We start from the raw sequence: 18,598 nt of genomic DNA on the forward strand, positions 1-18,598 counted from the left end.
GGCGGCGGGGTCGCGCGCGGCTGGGCGCATATCGGCGCCGTGCGCCGTCTCGACGAGCTGGGCTTCCAGCCGGACATCATCGCCGGCACCTCCGTCGGCGCGCTCGTTGGCGCGTTCTGGCGCGCCGGCCATCTCGATGCGCTGGAGGCCTGGGCGCTCAGCCTCACCAAAACCCGTATGCTGAGTTATTTCGACGTCGTATTGAACGGTTCCGGCTTGATGGGCGGCAAGCGCCTTGAAAAAACCATGGATCGATATCTTCCGCGTACTGATATAAAAGATCTTCCCGGAAAATTTATCGCCGTAACGGCCGAGCTTGCGACCGGCCATGAAGTCTGGCTGACACAAGGCGATCTCGGTGAAGCCGTGCAGGCCGCCTATGCGCTGCCCGGAGTCTTTCCGCCAAAAGCGATCGGCGGGCGCTGGCTGATCGACGGCGCCCTCGTCAATCCCCTGCCCGTTTCCGCCTGCCGTGCGTTCGGCGCGCGCACCGTCATTGCAATTGGTCTGCATGCGGACGCATTCAATATGGGCGTGGCGCAACGCAAAGCCCGTTTCAGTCAGCTTGAAAAAGACGGCGGCGCCGAACTGGAAGAAGCGTCCAAAGGCAATTTGACTGAAAAGCTGATGCTGCGTCGTTTGTTTCATGCGGGCGATAACGCACCCGGCGTCGGCTCGGTAATGCTGGCGTCGTTCAATATACTGATGGACCGCATCACGCGGTCGCGGCTGGCGGGCGATCCGCCGGATGTGCTGATCACGCCGCAAGTCGGACATGTCCCGCTTCTCGATTTCGACCAGGCGGAAGAGCTGATCCGGCTTGGGCGCGAAGCAATTGACGGTGCGGCCGATCAGATCGAGGCGGCGGCGAAGTATCTCGCCTGAAGGCTATTCGGCGTTCAACGCATACAGCGGCTTTTCCGCCGCCGGATATATAACGCCGCCGCCGTCGTCCGCCATATGGAAATGAAAGCGTAGCATCCACTCGCCCCTGCCGAATCGATCCTTTGATAATTGATATTCCCGTGCTGTAATATCCATCCACTTTGTCTGGCGGCGCCCGTTGACCTCTTCCATGCCGTTCGGCCCCGGCGTATTCGCCCACCAGCCTTCAACACGCCACCACAAATCGCTTGAAGATGTTTTTGGTTGCGCGGCGGGTTCATCCAGCGGCCATTCCCCCAATTGCGCCGACGCGTGCAAGTTCAATCCGTTGGCGTAATTGGGCGAAAACAATTCGATATCGTCCCAGCTCATCCCGGCCGAGGGTGTGGTATGGCAAAGCCAGACGTAATGATCGTCCTGAAATATATAAAGATCGGTTTCAGAAGACACCTCTACCTGTTCTGCATTGAGGGCCTCGTATTCCTGACATCGCCCATCCATGAGCGGATAGGCTCCTGACGTCAGCATGGCGAAAACAGTTTCCAGCAATGAATTCCTCGCATAACGGCTTTAAAAAAACGCCCATCAAGTCGCGATGTATTCTTTCAGCGCCGCCGCTTCCTGTTCCGCCTCCTCGATTTTGCGCTTGACGACATCGCCGATGGAGACGACGCCGACAATTTTTCCGTCGTCGGTGACGGGCAAGTGCCGAATTCGCTGTTCAGTCATCTTCGTCATTAATTCGTCTACAGAAGCATCAAGCGAACAGGTGTGCATTTTACTGGTCATGCAGTCGCTGACGGTCATGGAAAGCGCATCCGCTCCCTTGTCGCCCAGCCGCCGCACAATATCGCGCTCAGACAAGATGCCGACGGCGTCGCCATTGTCCGAAAGAACGATCACGGCCCCGATATTTTTTTCGTTCAGGATAGTAATGGCTTCGCGAATACTGGCCCCGGGGCTAACGGAAAAAATATCCGCGCCTTTCGCTTGAAGGATTTTTTCGACTTTCATTGACAGCCTCCTTCCCTTCCACACTCTATTGTGCCTTTGAATGGGATGAGCGGCAAGTCTGCGCCGGCAATCGCTTTGCCGTTCAACGCATGGAAATCGCCAGTTTTTCAAAAAACGGGTAGGCCAGCAAGCCGAACAGGTAGCCGCCGACATGCGCTTCCCAGGCGATCATGGCGCCCCCGGTCAGCAAACCGCCAAAAAGGCCGATGCCAGCGTTCATGGCGATAATAAAAAACGACCACACAATTACGCTTTGAGACGTCAGCGGGCTGATAGCTGCGTATTCCGGTCCGAACAGGGTCGACCGGTTGAAAGCAAAACGGACAAGCCCGCCCAGTAATCCGGAAACGGCCCCGGATGCGCCGACCATGGGGATCAGATCCTTCGGATGCATGTAAATGAACAGCAAAGCGCCGGCGACGCCGCATAAAAGATAAAACGTCATAAAAAGACTGGCGCGGGAAAATGCTGAAAATGATTTCAGCGCGTCGCCCGCTCGCATCCGGCGCGCCACCGGCGCGCCAAACGCCAGCAGCCACAAAAGATTGAGCGCGATATGCATCAACCCCGCATGCAGAAACATGTGGGATATCAAAGGCGACAACATACTCAGCCAGCCGCCGTTCGCCTCCGCGCCTGCAAGAAACCAACGCGGCGTAACGGAAGCGATATTAACGAGCGTATTGGCCGCCCGGACAGGCAAGACGACGATGGTCGCGAAAACGAGCAGGTTCAATGCGGCGATGAGCAGAACGACGCCCGGTACGTTCAACAGCCTTTTTTGATCAATTTCGCCCCCCGGCCTGCGCAGCACAAAGGGAGCCTTCCCGGAAAAACCAACCATAAACGCGTATCGCCTTATGTGCCATTTTGGCTCGCTCAAGCCCGATTGCGGAAAAATTCCTTGCGGAATTGGCGAAATGTAAACATCGCGCCTCTCCGGCGCAAACCTTTGTTCACTAAACGCGATTAAAGTTCTCATAAGGTCTCAAAAAGCGACAGAGCCCCGCATGGTTGAAAACCCGACAAAAACCGGCGCGCAAACGCCAAAACGTGAACAGACGCCGGAAAACCATGAGGACCGGCGCCAGTTTCAGCGCGTCGATCTTCCGCTGAAAGCCCGGTTTCTGACCGACAGCGGCACGGAATGGTCAGGCGAGGTCACAAACATGTCCGCCGGCGGCGCTTTGATCAGGGCGAAATTTCCCCCGGCTTTCGGACAGAGCGTCGTTCTCTATATCGATCAGGTCGGGCGAATCGAGGGCAAGGTCGTACGGTCTGAAAAAGACAACTTCGCCGTCACTTACAGGAAAAAGCGCGCAAAGCACGCCAAACTGGCGGACCGGCTGACGACGGCGATGAATTCGAAACGCCGCGGCGGCGCGGACAGACGGGGCGATCCGCGCATCGCCCATGACGCCCCCGCGACCGTTTACCTTGAAGACGGGCGCGTCATCCAGTGCGCCATACTCGATATTTCGTTGACCGGCGCATCCATCGAGATCACGCCGCGACCGCCGCTCGGCATGCAACTCATATTGGGACGCATGACCGCGAAAGTGATACGCCGGCACGAAAAGGGCGTTGGCGTCGTCTTTACCGGGGCTGCGGACCGAATGGACAAAATTATTGAAGAAACTGTGGAAGAGCCTGAGCCGCCGGAAACGTCTGGTCCGGATTTTGCTCCTTCTTTCGGAAAAAAGGGCGTCCGCGATTAAGCGGACCGGTGCGAAAGAGGTCATAAATGCTCGCTGCCGAAAACTGGTGTTTAAAAGTTAAGAACAAGGTTTACGGGCCTTACACGACCGAACAGATGCGCAAGTTCGCGCATGAAGGCCGGCTTGCGGCATGGTCAATGGTGGCGCCGGCGGGCGGGCGCGCCTGGCGCGAAGCGCGTTCGGAACTCGTATTCGCCAATTTTTTCGGCGGCGAGAAGCCAGTAGCAAAAAAAGTTTACGGTAAAACTTTTGGCAAACGCTCCGATTGGGATGACGACCCCTCGCTCGAACCAAAGGCGAAGACATCGCCAAAAACCGTTCAGCAAAATGCAAAGCCTTCGGCTGTTGCCGACGACCCGTCGATACACACCGCGAATTTCATTATTATCTTTGACGTTGTCAGCGCCGCAGCGAGCCGCGTTGAAGCGGCTGTCATGAGCCTCGGCCATGCGTTCCGGATCGCAGACAACGTATGGAACGTCAATTGCGAATTGACAGCCGTCGGCGTGCGCAACGCCATTGCTCCGTATCTGCGCGGCAGCGAGTCAATTTTTGTCGTGGACGCAACGCGCGGTCGCACCTCATGGCGCAATTATGCTCCCGAAACGCAATCAAAAATTTCCGCCGCATATATGCGTTCTAAGGTCGCCTGAGCCGCACTTGCAGTCGTTAAGACTTGCGAATTTTTTCTGACAGTACTCGGCGCACGCCAGCAAACATAGTATAGTTGCTACGGTGATTGATTCGCGGATTGCCTCTTTGCGAGGAGCGTCTGAAGCCAGAATGAATTGTTGCGGCTCTGTTTCAAATCGAGTGAGCGTTTTCAGCGCCCTTGCCGCTTCATTCCTTAAATTCAATCTGCACCCTGCGTCATCAACGCCAGAAATCTTTATTTTTTGTTTTGGAGGCGTAGATGACCAAACGTTCAGCGCGTCGCGCGGCCCGGCGCATGCAGGAACATGCAAGTTACGGCGACGACTCAAATATACGGCAGCTCTTTGAAGAGTCTCAATGGTCGCCGTTCGACACCCCGAAACACAAAAGCGATAACTGCGAGCAGAAATATCGTAAAAATATCCGTGCACAGAATGCATCGCAGCAGCAAATGCTGGACGCCATAGATGAAGCGCCGCTGGTTTTTTCCATAGGCGCAGCTGGAACGGGCAAAACCTATCTTGCGATCGCCAAGGCGGTGGAAGCGCTGGATTCAGGGTCGGTCCGGCGCATTATCCTGTCCCGCCCCGCCGTTGAGGCGGGAGAAAGCCTTGGGTTTCTGCCCGGCGATATGGAGGAAAAACTTTCTCCTTATCTTCGCCCCCTCTATGACGCGCTGTGCGACCGGCTGTCTTCAAAACGTCTGAAAGCGCTGATGGCGGAAGGCGTTATTGAAATTGCGCCGATCGCATTCATGCGCGGGCGCACTTTAAACAATGCCTATGTGGTGATCGACGAAGCGCAAAACTGCACCTACGGACAGTTGAAAATGCTGTTGACGCGGCTTGGCTGGAATTCATCCATGGTGGTGACGGGCGATCCGGGACAAAGCGACCTCCTCCCCGGTTTATCGGGCTTGTCCGATGTGGTGGAAAAACTTGAAAATCTGGAAAATGTAAGGGCGATCAGCTTCTCCCGGCAGGATGTCGTGCGCCATCCGCTCGTCGCGGAGATGATTGAAGCGCTCTGATAATAACCGTCCCGGTTTCAGCCGCGAGCCACGCCAAAGGTTTGCGCCTTTTGGCGCTGGCGTGATAATGAGCTTTCGCGCATAGTAAAGATTGTGGGCGGGGCGACGCGAGGTTGGCGAATGAGTAACGGTTTCGGCGGCGAAGAAATAAAACAGGAATCGAGCTGGCGGTATCCACTCGGTATTTTCATGGCGACGCTCGTTCTGTGCGCCATATTCCTCTATTACTATGTGGGTCCGAGCGTCGATGATTTCAGCGGCAATACGCCGAGCCCCGCCATCACGGAAGAACCTGTGCGCGTTGAAATCGGCGGGATCACCTTCAGCCCGGCTGCAAATTATACAGTCTTTCCCCGCGCGCGGCGCGGCGGCGCCAGAGATGAAGTCGTGCTTTACGCCCTATGGCCAACCATGAACGGGTACACCCCGGCCCAGCGGCGGGAATTTATCGAAAATGAGCCGGATTCGCGGCGCATCGATATCGTAATCTCGAAAAGCTCTTCCATGTTCAGTGAAAGAGATCGCTTTGAACGCCTCTACCTGCCTGAAACACTGGACCAGAGCGGCGTCAGAACACCCTATCAACTGACAAAGTTCAATTTTCGCGAGCAACGCAGCAATGTACCGACAAACGGCTACTCCGATACGGAGCTTTTTGTCGGAACGGACGCCGATGAAAATCTCGCCGCGATTTTCTGTTTCAAGGAACTTGATGAGGTTAAAAGTCCGGAATGCTGGCGTGAATATGAATATGGCGAGACAATAGAAGTGAGCTACCGGTTTAAACGGCCCTACTTGCCGGAATGGCAAGCATTGGACGCCGCCGTTCGCAAATTCGTAGAAGGCTTGGACCAAACGTCGGTGACCGCCGGTCAATAGGACGCGATATCTAATAATCCTGCGTGCGTGCGCTTAACGCAATCATGAACGCGGGCGACAGCAACAGCCCGATACTGCAGATAATGATGAGATAGGCCGCCGTCACGCCGCCTTCGCTCCACATAAACGCTGCAGAAGACGCAACGAGCGCGGCAGAGCCGGCGCCCAGCGAAACAAGAAAGCGGCGCAATCCATCACACATGGCGTTCTGCGCGACGTCGCGCGCATTGCGCCAGATATCGCCGGCGTTTCGCCAGCTGACTGTAATCTGCGAAAACGCGATCGCGGCCAGCGCCAGCGCGGCGAAACGCGCCGGCGCGTCAGGTTTGGGAAGGCTGAATATCTCGTAGAGATAATGCGCAAACAGCGTACTCAACAACAGCAATACTGCGATCAGCAGGCTTGTGCGGATCGACACAAACGCAAGCCCCGAAACGCAAAGGACAACAACGATAAAAGCCAGCAAGCTGCCTGGCGTCTCAACGCCGACTTCAAATCCTGCAATGACAACCATGATCGCCGCGATGGCGCTGACCGCGAACGCAGTCGTCGACGGCAGCAATTTGCGAACCGGTTTCCAGCTTTCAACGAAACGCTGCCGGCGCCTGTTTTCGTCCACTGCTGTCTGTTCGCCCGCGCCCCTCAGTGCGAGCGCGCTCGTTGTGCCCACAAGCGCCATCAATGAAGCAAGCAAAACCACCGACCCGGCGCTGGCGACATCCATGATATTTATTCGGCCAAAATTCGCATGGAAGCTTGTCAACGCAGCGTACGCCGCCGCCACGAGCACGCAAAACGCCGCCGGCGCCACGCCGCCGTGACCGGCCGCCGCCGCCGCCTTGCGCGGCGTCATACCCTTGGCGAAATATTGCGCGAAATCAGCCCCGATACCCGCTCCGATCGTAACGCCGCCCGCCAGCGCGATGGCCACGGACGCCGCCGATAAGGGCGATGTTAAAATATCCTGTATCGCGAAGACGCCAAGTCCCCCGACAGCGCCGATCAACGCCGCAAACGGTGCCGCCACGCCCAGCCTGACCGCATTGCGTGTCAGCGGCGCCAGGACAATCAAAAACATAAAAAGCCCAAAACCGCTCAATGCAATCAGGGGGGCGAAGTAGACGCCGGGAATTTCGAATGCGCCGAGCGCAGCGGCGCTTAGCCCGGCGCCGGCGATGATCGTCACGCACAAAAACGCGAAACGCAGGATCGGGCGTTCCGGCGCAAAAGCGGCGAGCATGATTGGCGCACATAATACGAACAATCCGGCGAACACCAGATTGCTAAGGACGCTGTAGCTTTCCGCCGAATCCGCTTCGCGCAAGCCGACCAGACATAAAACCAGCGCGCCAAGCAATAGCACGCCGGTTACAAGAATCGGCCGTTCAGCCGACAGCTTTCCCAGTAGACCGGTTGGCGCGCCCGGCAATGCTCACCCCTTAGCTGGCCGGAGAGTCCGGCAGATCGATTTCAAGAATCGCCATGTTAAAGTCGTAGGAGACGTCGCCTTCTTCATCATCACGGAAAATGACGCCAATAAACTCATCACCGAGATAGACTTCCGCCGAATCATCCTTATTCGCCCGGCCGCGTATGGTCAGGTTCGGCACAGAGAATTTACCTTGCAGGTATTGTTGCAAACGGGCGATCTCGTTTGAATCCATAACGATTGTCCTTTACTTTTGCCCGTCTTAACCGTATCCGCCTCGGGCGCCAACCTTGTCCGGCTGTAGAAGGCGCCAAATCAGATGGATAATGCGATGCGATTTTTTATGCCATTCTCCGTTTTAGCTGTTTTAGGGGCCGCCGGCTGCGCCAATGAAGCGCAATCAGACTGCGCCGGCGACGGCGTTGTCGTCAGCGACGCGTGGACGCGCGCGACGACACCCGCTCAAAAAATGAGCGCCGCCTATGTACAACTCTGCAACGGCGCAGACGTGGCTGATAAGCTGGTTTCCGTTACTTTCGACGGCGCCGATGCAGCTGAATTGCACACGACCCGCATGAATGAAGCCGGTGTCGCCAGCATGGCGCCGTTGACGGACGGACTGCCGCTCCCTTCAGGCGAAGCTGTGTCTATGGCGCCTGGCGGCGCGCATATTATGCTCATCGGGTTGTCGAACGCATTTGAAGACGGCGACGACCCTTCGCTGACCCTGAATTTTGAAAATGCGCCGCCGCAAACTATCATATTCGAAGTGCGCGCCGACGCCGGCGAGGATCACAACGCACATTAATTTCGGTTATTCAAACCGGTTGCGATCCCTGAACGTCACGATCTGCAATTTGTCTTCGCCCACATGATCGCGAATAGCCGCGTCGAGATCGACGATATGAAACCGGCTCCATTCGTTGGATTCGAGGACGTCGAACATGACGGCGGTCGCCCGGCGCATGATCGCCCCCGCAAGCAACAAATACGCGGCGGACGCAGCCGAAAATGCAACCAGTACTGACCACGGCGCGTTTTGGTAAATCATCGCGGCCAGAAAGACCGAATAGCACACGCCCGTCGCCAGCAATCCGCCAACCCAGTACAATGCAGTATTGCGGCGAACCTGATAAAATTTATTTCTCAACGCCAGTTCGCACAACATAAGGCGCATCGCGAACCAATGATACGCAAGCGTCCAGGATCCCGCCTCTTCCTTTAATTCTTCGCGCTGTCCCATGCGTTTATCGCGTTCAACATTCAGCGCACGCCGTTTCGCCACCTGAAAGTTGTTGTTGATGCGCGCAAATTTGGAGGTGATATAATTATCGAGGTTCATGAGATTGCGCTGCTGTACAACCTTGTACGGCCAGCTGAATATAAAAAATGCGAGCACAAGGCTCGCAAACGCTGCGCCGCCATAAAATAGCGCGGGCGCACCGCCATATTTCGCCGCAAAGCCGTACATCGTATCGTATCTTCCGGACTGCACAGCCCAATAGGCCGCGCCAAGCGCGATCAGATAGAGCGCCGGCGCCCAGTAAAGCAGCATTTTGCGTGTGTTGGCGTTCAATGTTTTGCGAAACAGCGTTGTGACTTCCAGAAAGCGCCGGTCGATGCTGTTTCGTTCAAAGCCAAGCGACGCATTCAGATAATCCTGTTCAACCTCTTCATAGAAAAAATCGCCCCGCGTGAATAACGGAAACGCAAAGCGGTAAAAGCCGCTGGCGTTTCGCGCATATTCCTGAGCCTGCTCCAATGACAGATCCGAAGCGGCGCGTTCGGTGAGGCGCGGGCGCGGCAATTGCCGAAACAATAGCGTTTCCACGCCGGTTGGCGGCTCTTCTCTGTACTCTTCCTGCAAAATATCTGCATGCGCTGCGCGCCCTATTGCAGCCCCGCCGGCGCTCGCCGTTGTCTTTGATGATGTTTTTGCATCTCGCGCCAGCGACCGGAAAGCCCGGCTGAGCAATCGAAATGGCAATAAAAACATGCTGAAAAATTTCCCCAAGATCTCACCCTCCTCTCTCGATTTAAAGATGGTGACGATTGGGCAAGCGTTCAATGTCCGTACAAAAACTTTCACATTTCAATATACTGATAAACTGGAAAAATATCGTGTGAATATATCATATAATATTCATTGCCCGGCCGCCCCTTTCGCAATCGGGACACCTTTTTAGGTCTTGCGCGGCCTTGGACAAAATCGGATAGTCATATTATGATTATGCGCGTCAGACATGTATTTTTGGGCTTGGCCGTGACGGCGGCGGCCCCGTCTCTCGCATTTGCGAACAACGCCTGTACGGCGCCTGCGATCATAACGTCAGCGCAGGTGACGACGTCCGACGGTCAGCAATACGACGTAGACACTTTTTATCGTTCGCCGGAAGAACTGGGCGTACTTTTCTCAAGCGACGGCAAAACCGAATTTGTCATAGAAGGCGGCCTCGCCTGGACGCGCGCTGTCAGTGAGGAAGCAACGAGAGAAACGCTGGCGGGCGACAGGGAAAGGCGCTTCGCCATTGGCCATCAATTCCATGCACTCGCGCTGAACTTTGAAACGATCGCAACCAACATTGTAGAGGTCCGGGACACGCCTTTTGCCGGCGGTGTCTTTGGCGGCCTTGAAGGCGACTATCCTTTCGGTGGAAAAATCACATTGTTGCAGGAAAACGCCGGCAGGCCGCACGGATTGATTCTATCGCTACCGGAAGAAGCGGACATTCATGTTGAATTCGGCGCCTGGCGCGCCGGCTCAGGCGCGCCTGATGTGCCTTACGCCCTCACCATCACCCATGAGGAGCGCGTGTTTAATTATGAATATACGGAGGTCTCCGTACTGAACCGGGACCACGGCAAGGATTCAATCGATTTTCACGAATTATTTGCTGCGCCGTCTATTGACGAACTGCACATTCTTCGTCTGCACCGGGCGTTGCTTACCGCCCACTGCCGCGGCGACGCCGACATGATGGCGGCGCTGACCGCGCCGGAAACAATTGTCGCCAATCGGGGCGAGCTGACGCCAGTAACAAGCGATGAAACCCGATCCAGATTTCAATCGGTGTTTTCCCGCGTTGATTACACCGCCTATCACGATCTGAAAGATCCCGTCATTCAGGCTGCCCAATCCGGGGATATCGGCTGGATTGCGGTCAATCCCCTGGCGGAAGGACAAAGCATCGAAACCGGCGAGACATTCTCATCGCAATGGGCCTGGGTCATGATGGCGCGCAAAATTGACGGCGTTTGGCTTAACGCAGGCAACGCATCCAACATCAATGCCGAATGAATAAAAATCATCCCGGACGGCTTTCGCGATACCGATTGGCCCGTTAAAAGCGCGGCCGTCATGCTGCACATAAACGACCTCACTTACCGGATCGAGGGCCGTCTTCTGTTCGATCAGGCGACGGCGGCGATTGCCGATGGCTGGAAAGTCGGATTTGTCGGCGCGAATGGTTCCGGCAAATCGACGCTTCTGAAAATCATCAAGGGCGAGATTTATACAGGCGGCGATGAAATCTCAATTCGAAAAAACCGGCGCATGGGCTCCGTGGAACAGGAGGCTCCATCGTCGAACGCCAGCTTGATCGAGACCGTGATGGCGGAGGATAAGGAACGGGCTCGTCTGATTGCAGAAGCCGAAACAGCGACGGAACCAAATCGGATCGCCGAAATTCAAACGCGCCTCGCCGACATCGACGCCCATTCAGCCGAAGCGCGCGCCGGTTCCATACTCGCCGGGCTTGGTTTTTCAGCCGATGAACAAAAACGCCCCTGCTCGGAATTTTCAGGCGGCTGGCGAATGCGCGTCGCCCTGGCCGGCGTTCTTTTCGCCGCGCCGGACCTGCTGATCCTGGACGAGCCGACAAACTATCTCGATCTGGAAGGTACAATCTGGCTTGAGAATTATTTACGCCGTTATCCCTATACGACCCTGATTGTGAGCCATGATCGCGCGCTTCTGAACAACGCGGTGACGCACATCATGGCGCTGGAAGACGGCAAGCTGACAGTGCATGCGGGCGGTTACGATCTCTACGAAAAAAAGCGGGCCGAAATGCGCGCACAGGCGGAATCTTTTCGCGCCCGGCAAGACGCCCGGCGAAAACACATGCAGGCCTTTGTTGACCGGTTTCGCGCCAAGGCCTCAAAAGCGAAACAGGCGCAAAGCCGCATCAAAATGCTTGAAAAAATGGAAACCACCGCCGCGCCAATTTCAGCGAAAACGGCCCCGTTCCATTTTCCCAATCCCAGGCCGATGGCGCCGCCCATCATCCGTGTTGTGGAAGCAGACCTCGGCTATGAAGAAGGCCGTCCGGTTTTAAAAAAAGTCAATCTCAGGCTCGACAACGATGATCGCATAGCGATCCTGGGCCCGAACGGCGAAGGGAAATCAACGCTTGTCAAGTCGCTGTCAGGGCGTCTGCCAGCGCTTTCCGGCAAAGTCTACAAACACAAAAAACTTGCAATCGCATATTTTGCGCAGCACCAGCTTGATGAACTGAACCCCAAAAACTCCGCCTACGATCATGTTCGCGCGCTTGTGCCTGATGCGACTGAAGCACAAACCCGTTCCTTCACAGCACGGCTCGGCTTCGGACCGGAAAAGGCGGACACGAAAGTGGAGAAACTGTCCGGCGGCGAAAAAGCGCGCCTGCTTTTGGGACTGATCACCTTTCACGGCGCGCATTTGCTGATTCTCGATGAGCCGACAAACCATCTCGATATGGCGTCCAGAGAAGCGCTCGTTGAAGCGCTGAACGCGTTTGAGGGCGCCGTATTGCTGATCACACATGACGCCCACCTCGCCTCCTCAGTCGCCGACAGGCTCTGGCTGGTCAATCAGGGCGCGGCGACGCCGTATGACGGAGACCTTGCAGAGTATCGCGATCTGATTATCGCAGCGAATAAAACCGCCGCCCAGAACTCGGACGGCGCAAAGCCGTCAACCAATTTTAAAGAGACAGCCCGCAAGGCTGCGGCTGACGCGCGCATTTCTATTCAACCCTTGAAGAAATCGGCTGACGGGCTTGAGGCGAGGTTTGAAAAGCTGAACGAAACGCTGCAGCGGCTTGATGACGCTCTCGCAGAACCTGATCTTTATACAAAAGACCTTGCGCGTGCGACGAAACTACAAAAAGAACGCGCGGCGCTTGTCGCCGCGATCAATCAGACAGAAGCAGATTGGCTTGCAGCGCTCGAAGCCTACGAAACCGCAAAACACAGTCTTTAGAGGCGCATGGATGCTCGCGAAAACGCCATGCATCGTGCTAATCTTAAGAAGGGCTCGGTTCTTTGTACGCTGAACGGACGAAATAAATGGGAACAATGGCATGAAAAAAGCGGCTGATTGCGAAACCATGGCGGATGTGCGCGCGGAAATCGACCGCGTCGATAGCAAGTTGGTCGACATGCTTGCCGAGCGCTGGACCTATGTTGATCGCGCCTGGGTCTTTAAACGCACTGCGGCGGAAGCATCCGTGCCATGGCGCAATCGCGAGGTTATAGAAAAAGTTCGCGAACGCGCCAGCGTCGCCGGCATGCCCCCGGAAATGGCGGAGGCGCTCTGGCGGCTTATTATTGGATGGGGCATTCAGTACGAAGAGGAACGGTTGCGCGACCGTTGACGCAAACGGCAAAGGAAACAGGAAATGACAAAAATTCAAACGTTTCTGGCCGGCCGTACGCCCGCACAATTGTATGAAGAATATCTTGTGCCCGGTTTTTTCAAACCTTGGGCTGAGCGGTTGGCTGAACATGCTCAAGCCGGACACAAATGTCTGGATCTTGCCTGCGGCACCGGCATTGTCTCGCGAGCGCTCGCTGAACGCTTCGGCGACAATATCTCAGTCCAGGCGATTGACGTGGCGCCTCCCATGATCGAAGAAGCGGGCAAACGTACGTCGTCGAACGCCATTGAATTTCAGCTTGGCTCTGCAGTAAATTTACCGTTCGATAATGGTTGCTTCGATGACGCCTTTTGCCAGCAAGGCGTGCAGTTTTTTCCCGAAAAAGAAAAGGCCTTTGCGGAAGTTCATCGCGTGCTGAAACCGGGCGGCAAATTCTTTGTGTCTGTCTGGCCGTCCGCCGAAGAAGCGAACCCTGTGTTCAAAAGCTTTGAAAAGGCGGTCGAGCGGCATCTGGGCGCAGACCTTGTTCCTCTTGGTCCATTTTCTTTTGGCGGCGAAGACAGGCTTCGCGCACTGGCGGAGGAAAGCGGGTTTAAAGTTAGAACGCTTGAAAAACAGACTTTAAACTCGGTGCTTCCGTCAATTCGGCGCCTCGTGCTGTTCGATGTCCTGTTTCTCGGCCGGCCCGACAGTGATGGCGCTTTGCAGCCGGTGCTCGCGCCGGACGATCCTGCCGGCGACCAGATTGTGGAAGCGATGATCGCAGACATACAACACGACCTAACTGCTTTTATCGGCGAAGACGAAAAGCTGTATTCGCCAGCAACCGCCATGTTCCTTATAGCGGAAAAATAAATCTCACGCGCCTACTGGCGCAACGGCGCAGGGCCTTCAATCTATCTTCTTTGTTACTTTCTAGGATTTTCCGATGGCGTGGCTGTCAATTCTTTCTGGACTAGTTCTGCTGACTGTCGGCGCCGAAGCGCTCATTCGCGGCGCCACAGGCCTTGCCCGGCGGCTGGGCTTGTCAGAATTGTTGATAGGATTGACGCTGGTGGGGTTCGGCACGTCCACCCCTGAACTGGTTTCAAGTATCGAGGCGGCGCTGTCAGGCGCGCCGGGTATTGCCGTCGGCAATGTTGTGGGCTCCAACATTGCAAATATCCTGCTGATTTTGGGATTGTCGGCCTTCATCTCACCTATCGCTGTCGAACCGAAAAGTTTCCGCCGGGACATGCCTGCACTTGTTGCGGCGACATTGGTTGTGATTGTGGTGATCCTGACCGGTTCAGTCGGCCGTTACGCCGGGGCGGCGTTTCTGGCGGCAATCGGCGCATATATAATTTATGCTTACCGCACGGAACGCCGCGCGCCGTTGCAGCCTGAAGCGGTCCGGCATGAGGCGGAGGCGGCGCAAACGCCAAGCGCATCGGCTCCGGCGAAGGCGCTGTTGCTTACAGTCTTTGGATTGGCGCTTTTAATTGCCGGCGCTAAACTGCTGGTCACAGGGTCGATTGAGGTCGCACTGTCGCTCGGCGTTTCTGATGCGGTCATCGGGCTAACGATTGTCGCCATCGGCACGTCCCTGCCCGAACTCGTCACTTCGGTCGCAGCGGCGGCGCGCGGTAAAAGCGATCTGGCCCTTGGCAATGTCGTCGGGTCAAATCTCTATAATTTGCTCGGCATTCTTGGCGCGACAGCGCTCGTACAGCCAATCGCCGTTCCGTCCGAGATTATTCGGACCGATATCTGGATCCTGTTGCTCGCAACTGCCGCAATGGCGCTGTTCGCCTGGACCCGGGGCAAAGTGGAGCGCTGGGAAGGCGCGCTGTTTACCGCCGCCTATATCGCCTATCTCGGCTGGATTGGCGTTAGCGCTTAGCAGTACCGGCGCAAGGCGCGCAAAGCGCGGCGGTAAGATCAATATCCAGCCGTTTTGAGGCAATGGCTTCCCCGCATTCGGCGCACCATCCGTATTCGCCTGTTTCCAGCCTGTGTAGCGCCGCTGCAATTTTGCGCAGCTCGCCGGCCCTGCGCGCCTCTTGTGCTTTCGCCATGGCCTGCTGCTGCAATGCATCCTGCCGGGAAAGGCGGCCGACCGATTGCTGGTCCAGTTCAACCGGCTTTCGCGAGTCGCTGGCGCCTGATGACAAAGACTTCAGCTCTTCGCGTCTTGCTTCCAGACGCTTACGGTAATCGGCATGATGTAGATCGCTCACGATAATAGACTTTTCCGTCAGGCCTGTTTTTCCCACCTGCCCTGTGACGATTGCTTCCAATACGTCACAGCGTGGCCTTCGTCCTTCGCCTGTTTCCAGAACGTCCTGGCGTCGCTGACAGCCTCGTCGTCGCGCCCGTCAAAAATCGTGACGCAGCGGACGAAATCGCTCAGCGTATTCGCTTGCGCGGCGGCGCCGTCCACAAGAAAAAGCAGATCCGCGTTATTCGGCACATCAGTTTCCGACGTGATCCAGACCGGCTGTTCACCGCCTTCGCCCGCGCTGGCATGCGGGAGAAACGATTCATCCCTGTATGTCCAAAGATACTGGTCCAGCGTATTTACACGTTCCCTGGAACCGGCCCGGACAACGGCCTTCCATCCGCGTTCCAGCGTTTTTTCAAGAAGACCGGGAAGAACATCCTCCAATACGCCGCGCTCCAGATGATAGAATAACACTTCCGTCATTGCCCCTCCGGCGCCATCCCTGTCTCAAACCCGTCAATACTCTTCGCATTGCGTTCCGCCCAGTAGTCGCGCAAGCCCTCCTCTCCCTTGGCCAGCGACCATTTTGTCAATATGTCACGCTCGGAAACAAGCTGCATTTCCGGCACGGCGAATCCGCAACTCGTCTGAACAGATTGAATGTCGATCAAAATGATTTGTCGCGCGCCGGGCGTTTCAGGAAATTTGTCCGCATGCGCTTCAAATTCCGCCGATCCTTTGGCGGCGACCCGGCCGCGTCCGTAAAGACGCAAAATCAGCGGCTTTTTGTCGAAGCTGTTGAACATGAAGGTGATGCGCCCGTCGCGTTTAAGGTGCGCCGCCGTTTCGTTGCCGCTGCCCGTCAGATCCAGATACCCGCCGATAGCCGGGTCGATCACCCGGAACGTATCCCGCCCTTTTGGAGAAAGGTTGATCCGCCCGTCCGCCGCCGCCGTCGCCACAAAAAACATCGGCTGGCGATGGATAAAAGCGATGTGATCATCTTGCAGCCTGTCAAAAAAATCCGCCATATCCCTACCGCTCGATCGCTGTTCTAATTGCTTCAATCCGCTTTTTATTTGCGCCCATATCGCCGTGACCGACACGCGACGCTGAACGAACATGCACCGCATTCTCGCCTAGTCGAAATTCTACATCGTCGATGAATTTCAGCAATGGCGAGGCGAATTCCGCAGCCAGATACGTCTCGTCAATCATGACGATAACGCCTCCAAGCTCGCCGATGGCATTCGGAAGCGCCTCCCAAACGCCGAGTGGGAATGGCGCAATACTGTGGGAAGTATCAGCGCAGGTTTCGCTTGAGACGCAATTGGGCGTGGACGGGCACGCCGCCAGCTTTCCGTCAATCAATCCCGGCGCAGAGCCCGTATTCGATTTTCGTGCAAGAACATAAAGTCCGGCGAGCAATGCAACGGCGAGGGCCGCGATGATGGTCAGAACTATATTCATAACGGCCCTGTTTTCATTGCCGCCCTAGTTTTCCCAATTGACGCGAACATATTCATCAAGAAGGCGCACGCCAAATCCGGACGCCCCTTTTGGACAGGTCGCGTTGTCTTTTGGATTCCAGGCCATGCCGGCGATGTCGAGATGCGCCCACGAAACGCCGTCCTGAATGAACCGGCCCAGAAACGCCGCCGCTGATGATGATCCCCCGCCCTTGCCGCCGATATTCTGCATGTCGGCGATGTCCGATTTGATCATTTCGTCATGCGCTTTCGTTAACGGCATGCGCCAGATTTTGTCGCCGCTCGTCTCTCCCGCCGCATCGAGCTGTTTGGCCAGCTTGTCATCTGTTGTGAAACAACCCGCGAATTCGTGCGCCAGGGCGATGATGATCGCGCCTGTAAGCGTCGCCAGGTCAATAACAGCTTTGGGTTTGTAGGTTTCCTGCGCCCACCAGAGCGCATCGGCAAGCGCCAGGCGGCCCTCGGCGTCTGTGTTCAAAACCTCGATCGTCTGACCGGACATGGATGTGACGACATCGCCCGGCCGTTGCGCCGCACCGTCCGGCATGTTCTCCACCAGCGCGACGACGCCGATAACATTGGCTTTAGCTTTTCTGCCGGCAATCGCCGCCATGGCGCCCGTCACGGCGCCGGCGCCCCCCATATCCCATTTCATTTCATCCATGTTCGGCGCCGGCTTCAGCGAAATGCCGCCGGTATCGAATGTGACGCCTTTTCCGACAAATGCGACCGGCGCCTCGCCTTTTTTGCCGCCTGTCCATTCCATGGCGACGAGTTTGGTTTCACGAACAGATCCCTGACCGACGCCGAGCAGCGAGCCCATGCCGAGCTTTTTCATTTCAGCTTCGCCAAGGACTTTGACCTTGACGCCAAGTTTTGAAAGCTCCTGACACCGTTTGGCGAAAGACTCCGGATACAGAATATTGGCGGGCTCTGAAACAAGGTCGCGAGTAAGAAACACGCCATCGTTAACGGCGTCATAGACTGCAAACAGTTCTTTTGCTTTGCTCGCCGACGTCTGTACGGTGATTTTCGCGAGCACCGGCTTGTCGTCTTTATCTTCCTTGGTGCGATATTTATCGAAACGGTAGGATTTCATTTTGGCGCCGGTGGCGATGCGCGCCGCGAACTCGTCATTGGCAAGCTTTTTGACCGTCAGCCCGTTCAGCGCAAATGTTGCACTCTTGTCTCGCCCTTTGAGAAGGTGTCCTGCGGCCGCGCCGCCCAGCGCTTCAGCAGCCAACCGGTCAAACCCTTTCGACGGGCCCGCCCCGATCAACACGATGCGGCTGGCGCCAACCCCCGCCGGCGCGGCGATTTCGAGGATCTTTCCTTTTTTCGCTTTAAAGGCCGACGTCTTGACCGCGCGCTCAAGCGCGCCATCCGTCGCCTTGTCGAGTTCCTCATACGCCTTGGGTTTGCCGCCGTCCTCGAATATGGGAATGACGATGGCGCCGGTTTTCGGCAAGGCGGCGGCGGAGAAGGTAATCTGCATGAAAGTCCTCTTTTTCGATGTTTCTCATTATGACCGTTTCAACTTGCGCCCCGGCCAACATCATGAACCCTTGAGGCGGCGCTTCCTGACGGGGTGATGTTTGTGCTAGGCCGGAGCCGGTTTCAAGGGCGCCCGCGCCGGAAACTATCAGGGATAACA

The 18,598-nt window shown here is 56.2% G+C and carries 22 protein-coding genes (1 of these 22 only partly in view); 11 read left to right on the forward strand and 11 right to left on the reverse strand.

All coding sequences use genetic code 11. The features are described 5' to 3' along the window. Positions 1–885, forward strand: partial view of a patatin-like phospholipase family protein gene (locus tag ACQK2Q_RS08815; protein WP_425409372.1) — the 3' portion only. Its footprint begins 108 nt before the window's first position; only the last 885 of its 993 coding nucleotides appear in the window; its start codon lies beyond the left edge, outside the window; its stop codon occupies positions 883–885. A gap of 3 nt (positions 886–888) precedes the next feature. Here the strand turns inward: ACQK2Q_RS08815 and ACQK2Q_RS08820 are convergent, their stop codons facing one another. The 3 genes from ACQK2Q_RS08820 to ACQK2Q_RS08830 all read right to left on the reverse strand — a co-directional run bounded on the left by ACQK2Q_RS08820 (position 889) and on the right by ACQK2Q_RS08830 (position 2,713). Then, positions 889–1,413, reverse strand: a complete 525-nt coding sequence (locus tag ACQK2Q_RS08820; protein WP_425409373.1) for a hypothetical protein — start codon at positions 1,411–1,413, stop codon at positions 889–891. A gap of 57 nt (positions 1,414–1,470) precedes the next feature. Beyond that, positions 1,471–1,899: a CBS domain-containing protein gene (locus ACQK2Q_RS08825; RefSeq protein WP_425409374.1), complete on the reverse strand. Its 429-nt coding sequence runs from the start codon at positions 1,897–1,899 to the stop codon at positions 1,471–1,473. 82 nt (positions 1,900–1,981) lie between these two features. Continuing rightward, a complete protein-coding gene (locus ACQK2Q_RS08830; RefSeq protein ID WP_425409375.1) occupies positions 1,982–2,713 on the reverse strand; it encodes a rhomboid family intramembrane serine protease in 732 nt (243 codons plus the stop codon). 196 nt (positions 2,714–2,909) lie between these two features. On the opposite strand from ACQK2Q_RS08830, the gene ACQK2Q_RS08835 reads away from it, so the two are divergent. The 4 genes from ACQK2Q_RS08835 to ACQK2Q_RS08850 all read left to right on the forward strand — a co-directional run bounded on the left by ACQK2Q_RS08835 (position 2,910) and on the right by ACQK2Q_RS08850 (position 6,180). Next, positions 2,910–3,617 carry a PilZ domain-containing protein gene (locus tag ACQK2Q_RS08835; RefSeq protein ID WP_425409376.1) on the forward strand — a complete coding sequence of 236 codons (708 nt, stop codon included), beginning with the start codon at positions 2,910–2,912 and terminating at the stop codon, positions 3,615–3,617. 26 nt (positions 3,618–3,643) lie between these two features. Then, entirely contained in the window at positions 3,644–4,270 is a 627-nt protein-coding gene (locus tag ACQK2Q_RS08840; RefSeq protein WP_425409377.1) for a hypothetical protein, read from the forward strand. Between the two features lie 260 nt (positions 4,271–4,530). Beyond that, positions 4,531–5,301 carry a PhoH family protein gene (locus ACQK2Q_RS08845; RefSeq protein ID WP_425409378.1) on the forward strand — a complete coding sequence of 257 codons (771 nt, stop codon included), beginning with the start codon at positions 4,531–4,533 and terminating at the stop codon, positions 5,299–5,301. Between the two features lie 120 nt (positions 5,302–5,421). Further along, positions 5,422–6,180 carry a hypothetical protein gene (locus ACQK2Q_RS08850; protein ID WP_425409379.1) on the forward strand — a complete coding sequence of 253 codons (759 nt, stop codon included), beginning with the start codon at positions 5,422–5,424 and terminating at the stop codon, positions 6,178–6,180. Positions 6,181–6,190: 10 nt separating this feature from the next. Here the strand turns inward: ACQK2Q_RS08850 and ACQK2Q_RS08855 are convergent, their stop codons facing one another. Together ACQK2Q_RS08855 and ACQK2Q_RS08860 are read right to left on the reverse strand one after the other, a co-directional pair. After that, positions 6,191–7,609, reverse strand: a complete 1,419-nt coding sequence (locus tag ACQK2Q_RS08855) for a hypothetical protein (protein ID WP_425409380.1) — start codon at positions 7,607–7,609, stop codon at positions 6,191–6,193. Between the two features lie 10 nt (positions 7,610–7,619). Further along, a complete protein-coding gene (locus ACQK2Q_RS08860; protein WP_425409381.1) occupies positions 7,620–7,844 on the reverse strand; it encodes a DUF3126 family protein in 225 nt (74 codons plus the stop codon). A gap of 96 nt (positions 7,845–7,940) precedes the next feature. Between ACQK2Q_RS08860 and ACQK2Q_RS08865 the strand changes: the two genes are divergently transcribed. Further along, positions 7,941–8,417, forward strand: a complete 477-nt coding sequence (locus tag ACQK2Q_RS08865; RefSeq protein ID WP_425409382.1) for a copper chaperone PCu(A)C — start codon at positions 7,941–7,943, stop codon at positions 8,415–8,417. Positions 8,418–8,423: 6 nt separating this feature from the next. Here ACQK2Q_RS08865 and ACQK2Q_RS08870 read toward each other — a convergent pair whose 3' ends face one another. Further along, on the reverse strand, positions 8,424–9,623 hold the full coding sequence (locus tag ACQK2Q_RS08870; RefSeq protein ID WP_425409383.1) for a hypothetical protein: 1,200 nt from the start codon (positions 9,621–9,623) through the stop codon (positions 8,424–8,426). Positions 9,624–9,833: 210 nt separating this feature from the next. Here ACQK2Q_RS08870 and ACQK2Q_RS08875 point away from each other — a divergent pair, with 210 nt between their 5' ends. From ACQK2Q_RS08875 to ACQK2Q_RS08895, 5 genes are all read left to right on the forward strand, one after another. Continuing rightward, positions 9,834–10,907 (forward strand): hypothetical protein, encoded by a 1,074-nt coding sequence (locus tag ACQK2Q_RS08875; protein ID WP_425409384.1) that lies wholly within the window; start codon positions 9,834–9,836, stop codon positions 10,905–10,907. Between the two features lie 60 nt (positions 10,908–10,967). Continuing rightward, positions 10,968–12,854 (forward strand): ABC-F family ATP-binding cassette domain-containing protein, encoded by a 1,887-nt coding sequence (locus ACQK2Q_RS08880; RefSeq protein WP_425409385.1) that lies wholly within the window; start codon positions 10,968–10,970, stop codon positions 12,852–12,854. A 100-nt stretch (positions 12,855–12,954) separates the two neighbouring features. Then, positions 12,955–13,248 carry a chorismate mutase gene (locus ACQK2Q_RS08885; RefSeq protein ID WP_425409386.1) on the forward strand — a complete coding sequence of 98 codons (294 nt, stop codon included), beginning with the start codon at positions 12,955–12,957 and terminating at the stop codon, positions 13,246–13,248. Between the two features lie 24 nt (positions 13,249–13,272). Next, on the forward strand, positions 13,273–14,106 hold the full coding sequence (locus tag ACQK2Q_RS08890; protein WP_425409387.1) for a methyltransferase domain-containing protein: 834 nt from the start codon (positions 13,273–13,275) through the stop codon (positions 14,104–14,106). A gap of 73 nt (positions 14,107–14,179) precedes the next feature. Beyond that, a complete protein-coding gene (locus tag ACQK2Q_RS08895) occupies positions 14,180–15,133 on the forward strand; it encodes a calcium/sodium antiporter (RefSeq protein ID WP_425409388.1) in 954 nt (317 codons plus the stop codon). Here the strand turns inward: ACQK2Q_RS08895 and ACQK2Q_RS08900 are convergent. The 5 genes from ACQK2Q_RS08900 to ACQK2Q_RS08920 are packed head-to-tail and all read right to left on the reverse strand — an operon-like array spanning position 15,123 to position 18,439. After that, on the reverse strand, positions 15,123–15,470 hold the full coding sequence (locus ACQK2Q_RS08900) for a TraR/DksA family transcriptional regulator (RefSeq protein WP_425409389.1): 348 nt from the start codon (positions 15,468–15,470) through the stop codon (positions 15,123–15,125). The genes ACQK2Q_RS08895 and ACQK2Q_RS08900 overlap by 11 nt on opposite strands. Positions 15,471–15,487: 17 nt before the next feature. After that, positions 15,488–15,937, reverse strand: coding sequence for a DNA polymerase III subunit chi (locus ACQK2Q_RS08905; RefSeq protein WP_425409390.1), 450 nt, complete (start codon positions 15,935–15,937; stop codon positions 15,488–15,490). Then, on the reverse strand, positions 15,934–16,485 hold the full coding sequence (locus ACQK2Q_RS08910; RefSeq protein WP_425409391.1) for a pyridoxamine 5'-phosphate oxidase family protein: 552 nt from the start codon (positions 16,483–16,485) through the stop codon (positions 15,934–15,936). Before ACQK2Q_RS08910 ends, ACQK2Q_RS08905 begins: the two co-directional genes overlap by 4 nt. Positions 16,486–16,489: 4 nt before the next feature. Then, a complete protein-coding gene (locus ACQK2Q_RS08915; RefSeq protein WP_425409392.1) occupies positions 16,490–16,924 on the reverse strand; it encodes a DUF1499 domain-containing protein in 435 nt (144 codons plus the stop codon). Between the two features lie 24 nt (positions 16,925–16,948). Continuing rightward, positions 16,949–18,439, reverse strand: a complete 1,491-nt coding sequence (locus ACQK2Q_RS08920) for a leucyl aminopeptidase (protein WP_425409393.1) — start codon at positions 18,437–18,439, stop codon at positions 16,949–16,951. Positions 18,440–18,598 lie beyond the last annotated feature (159 nt).

Origin of the sequence: Hyphococcus sp. (assembly GCF_965228385.1) — a bacterium.
Lineage (GTDB): Bacteria > Pseudomonadota > Alphaproteobacteria > Caulobacterales > Parvularculaceae > Hyphococcus.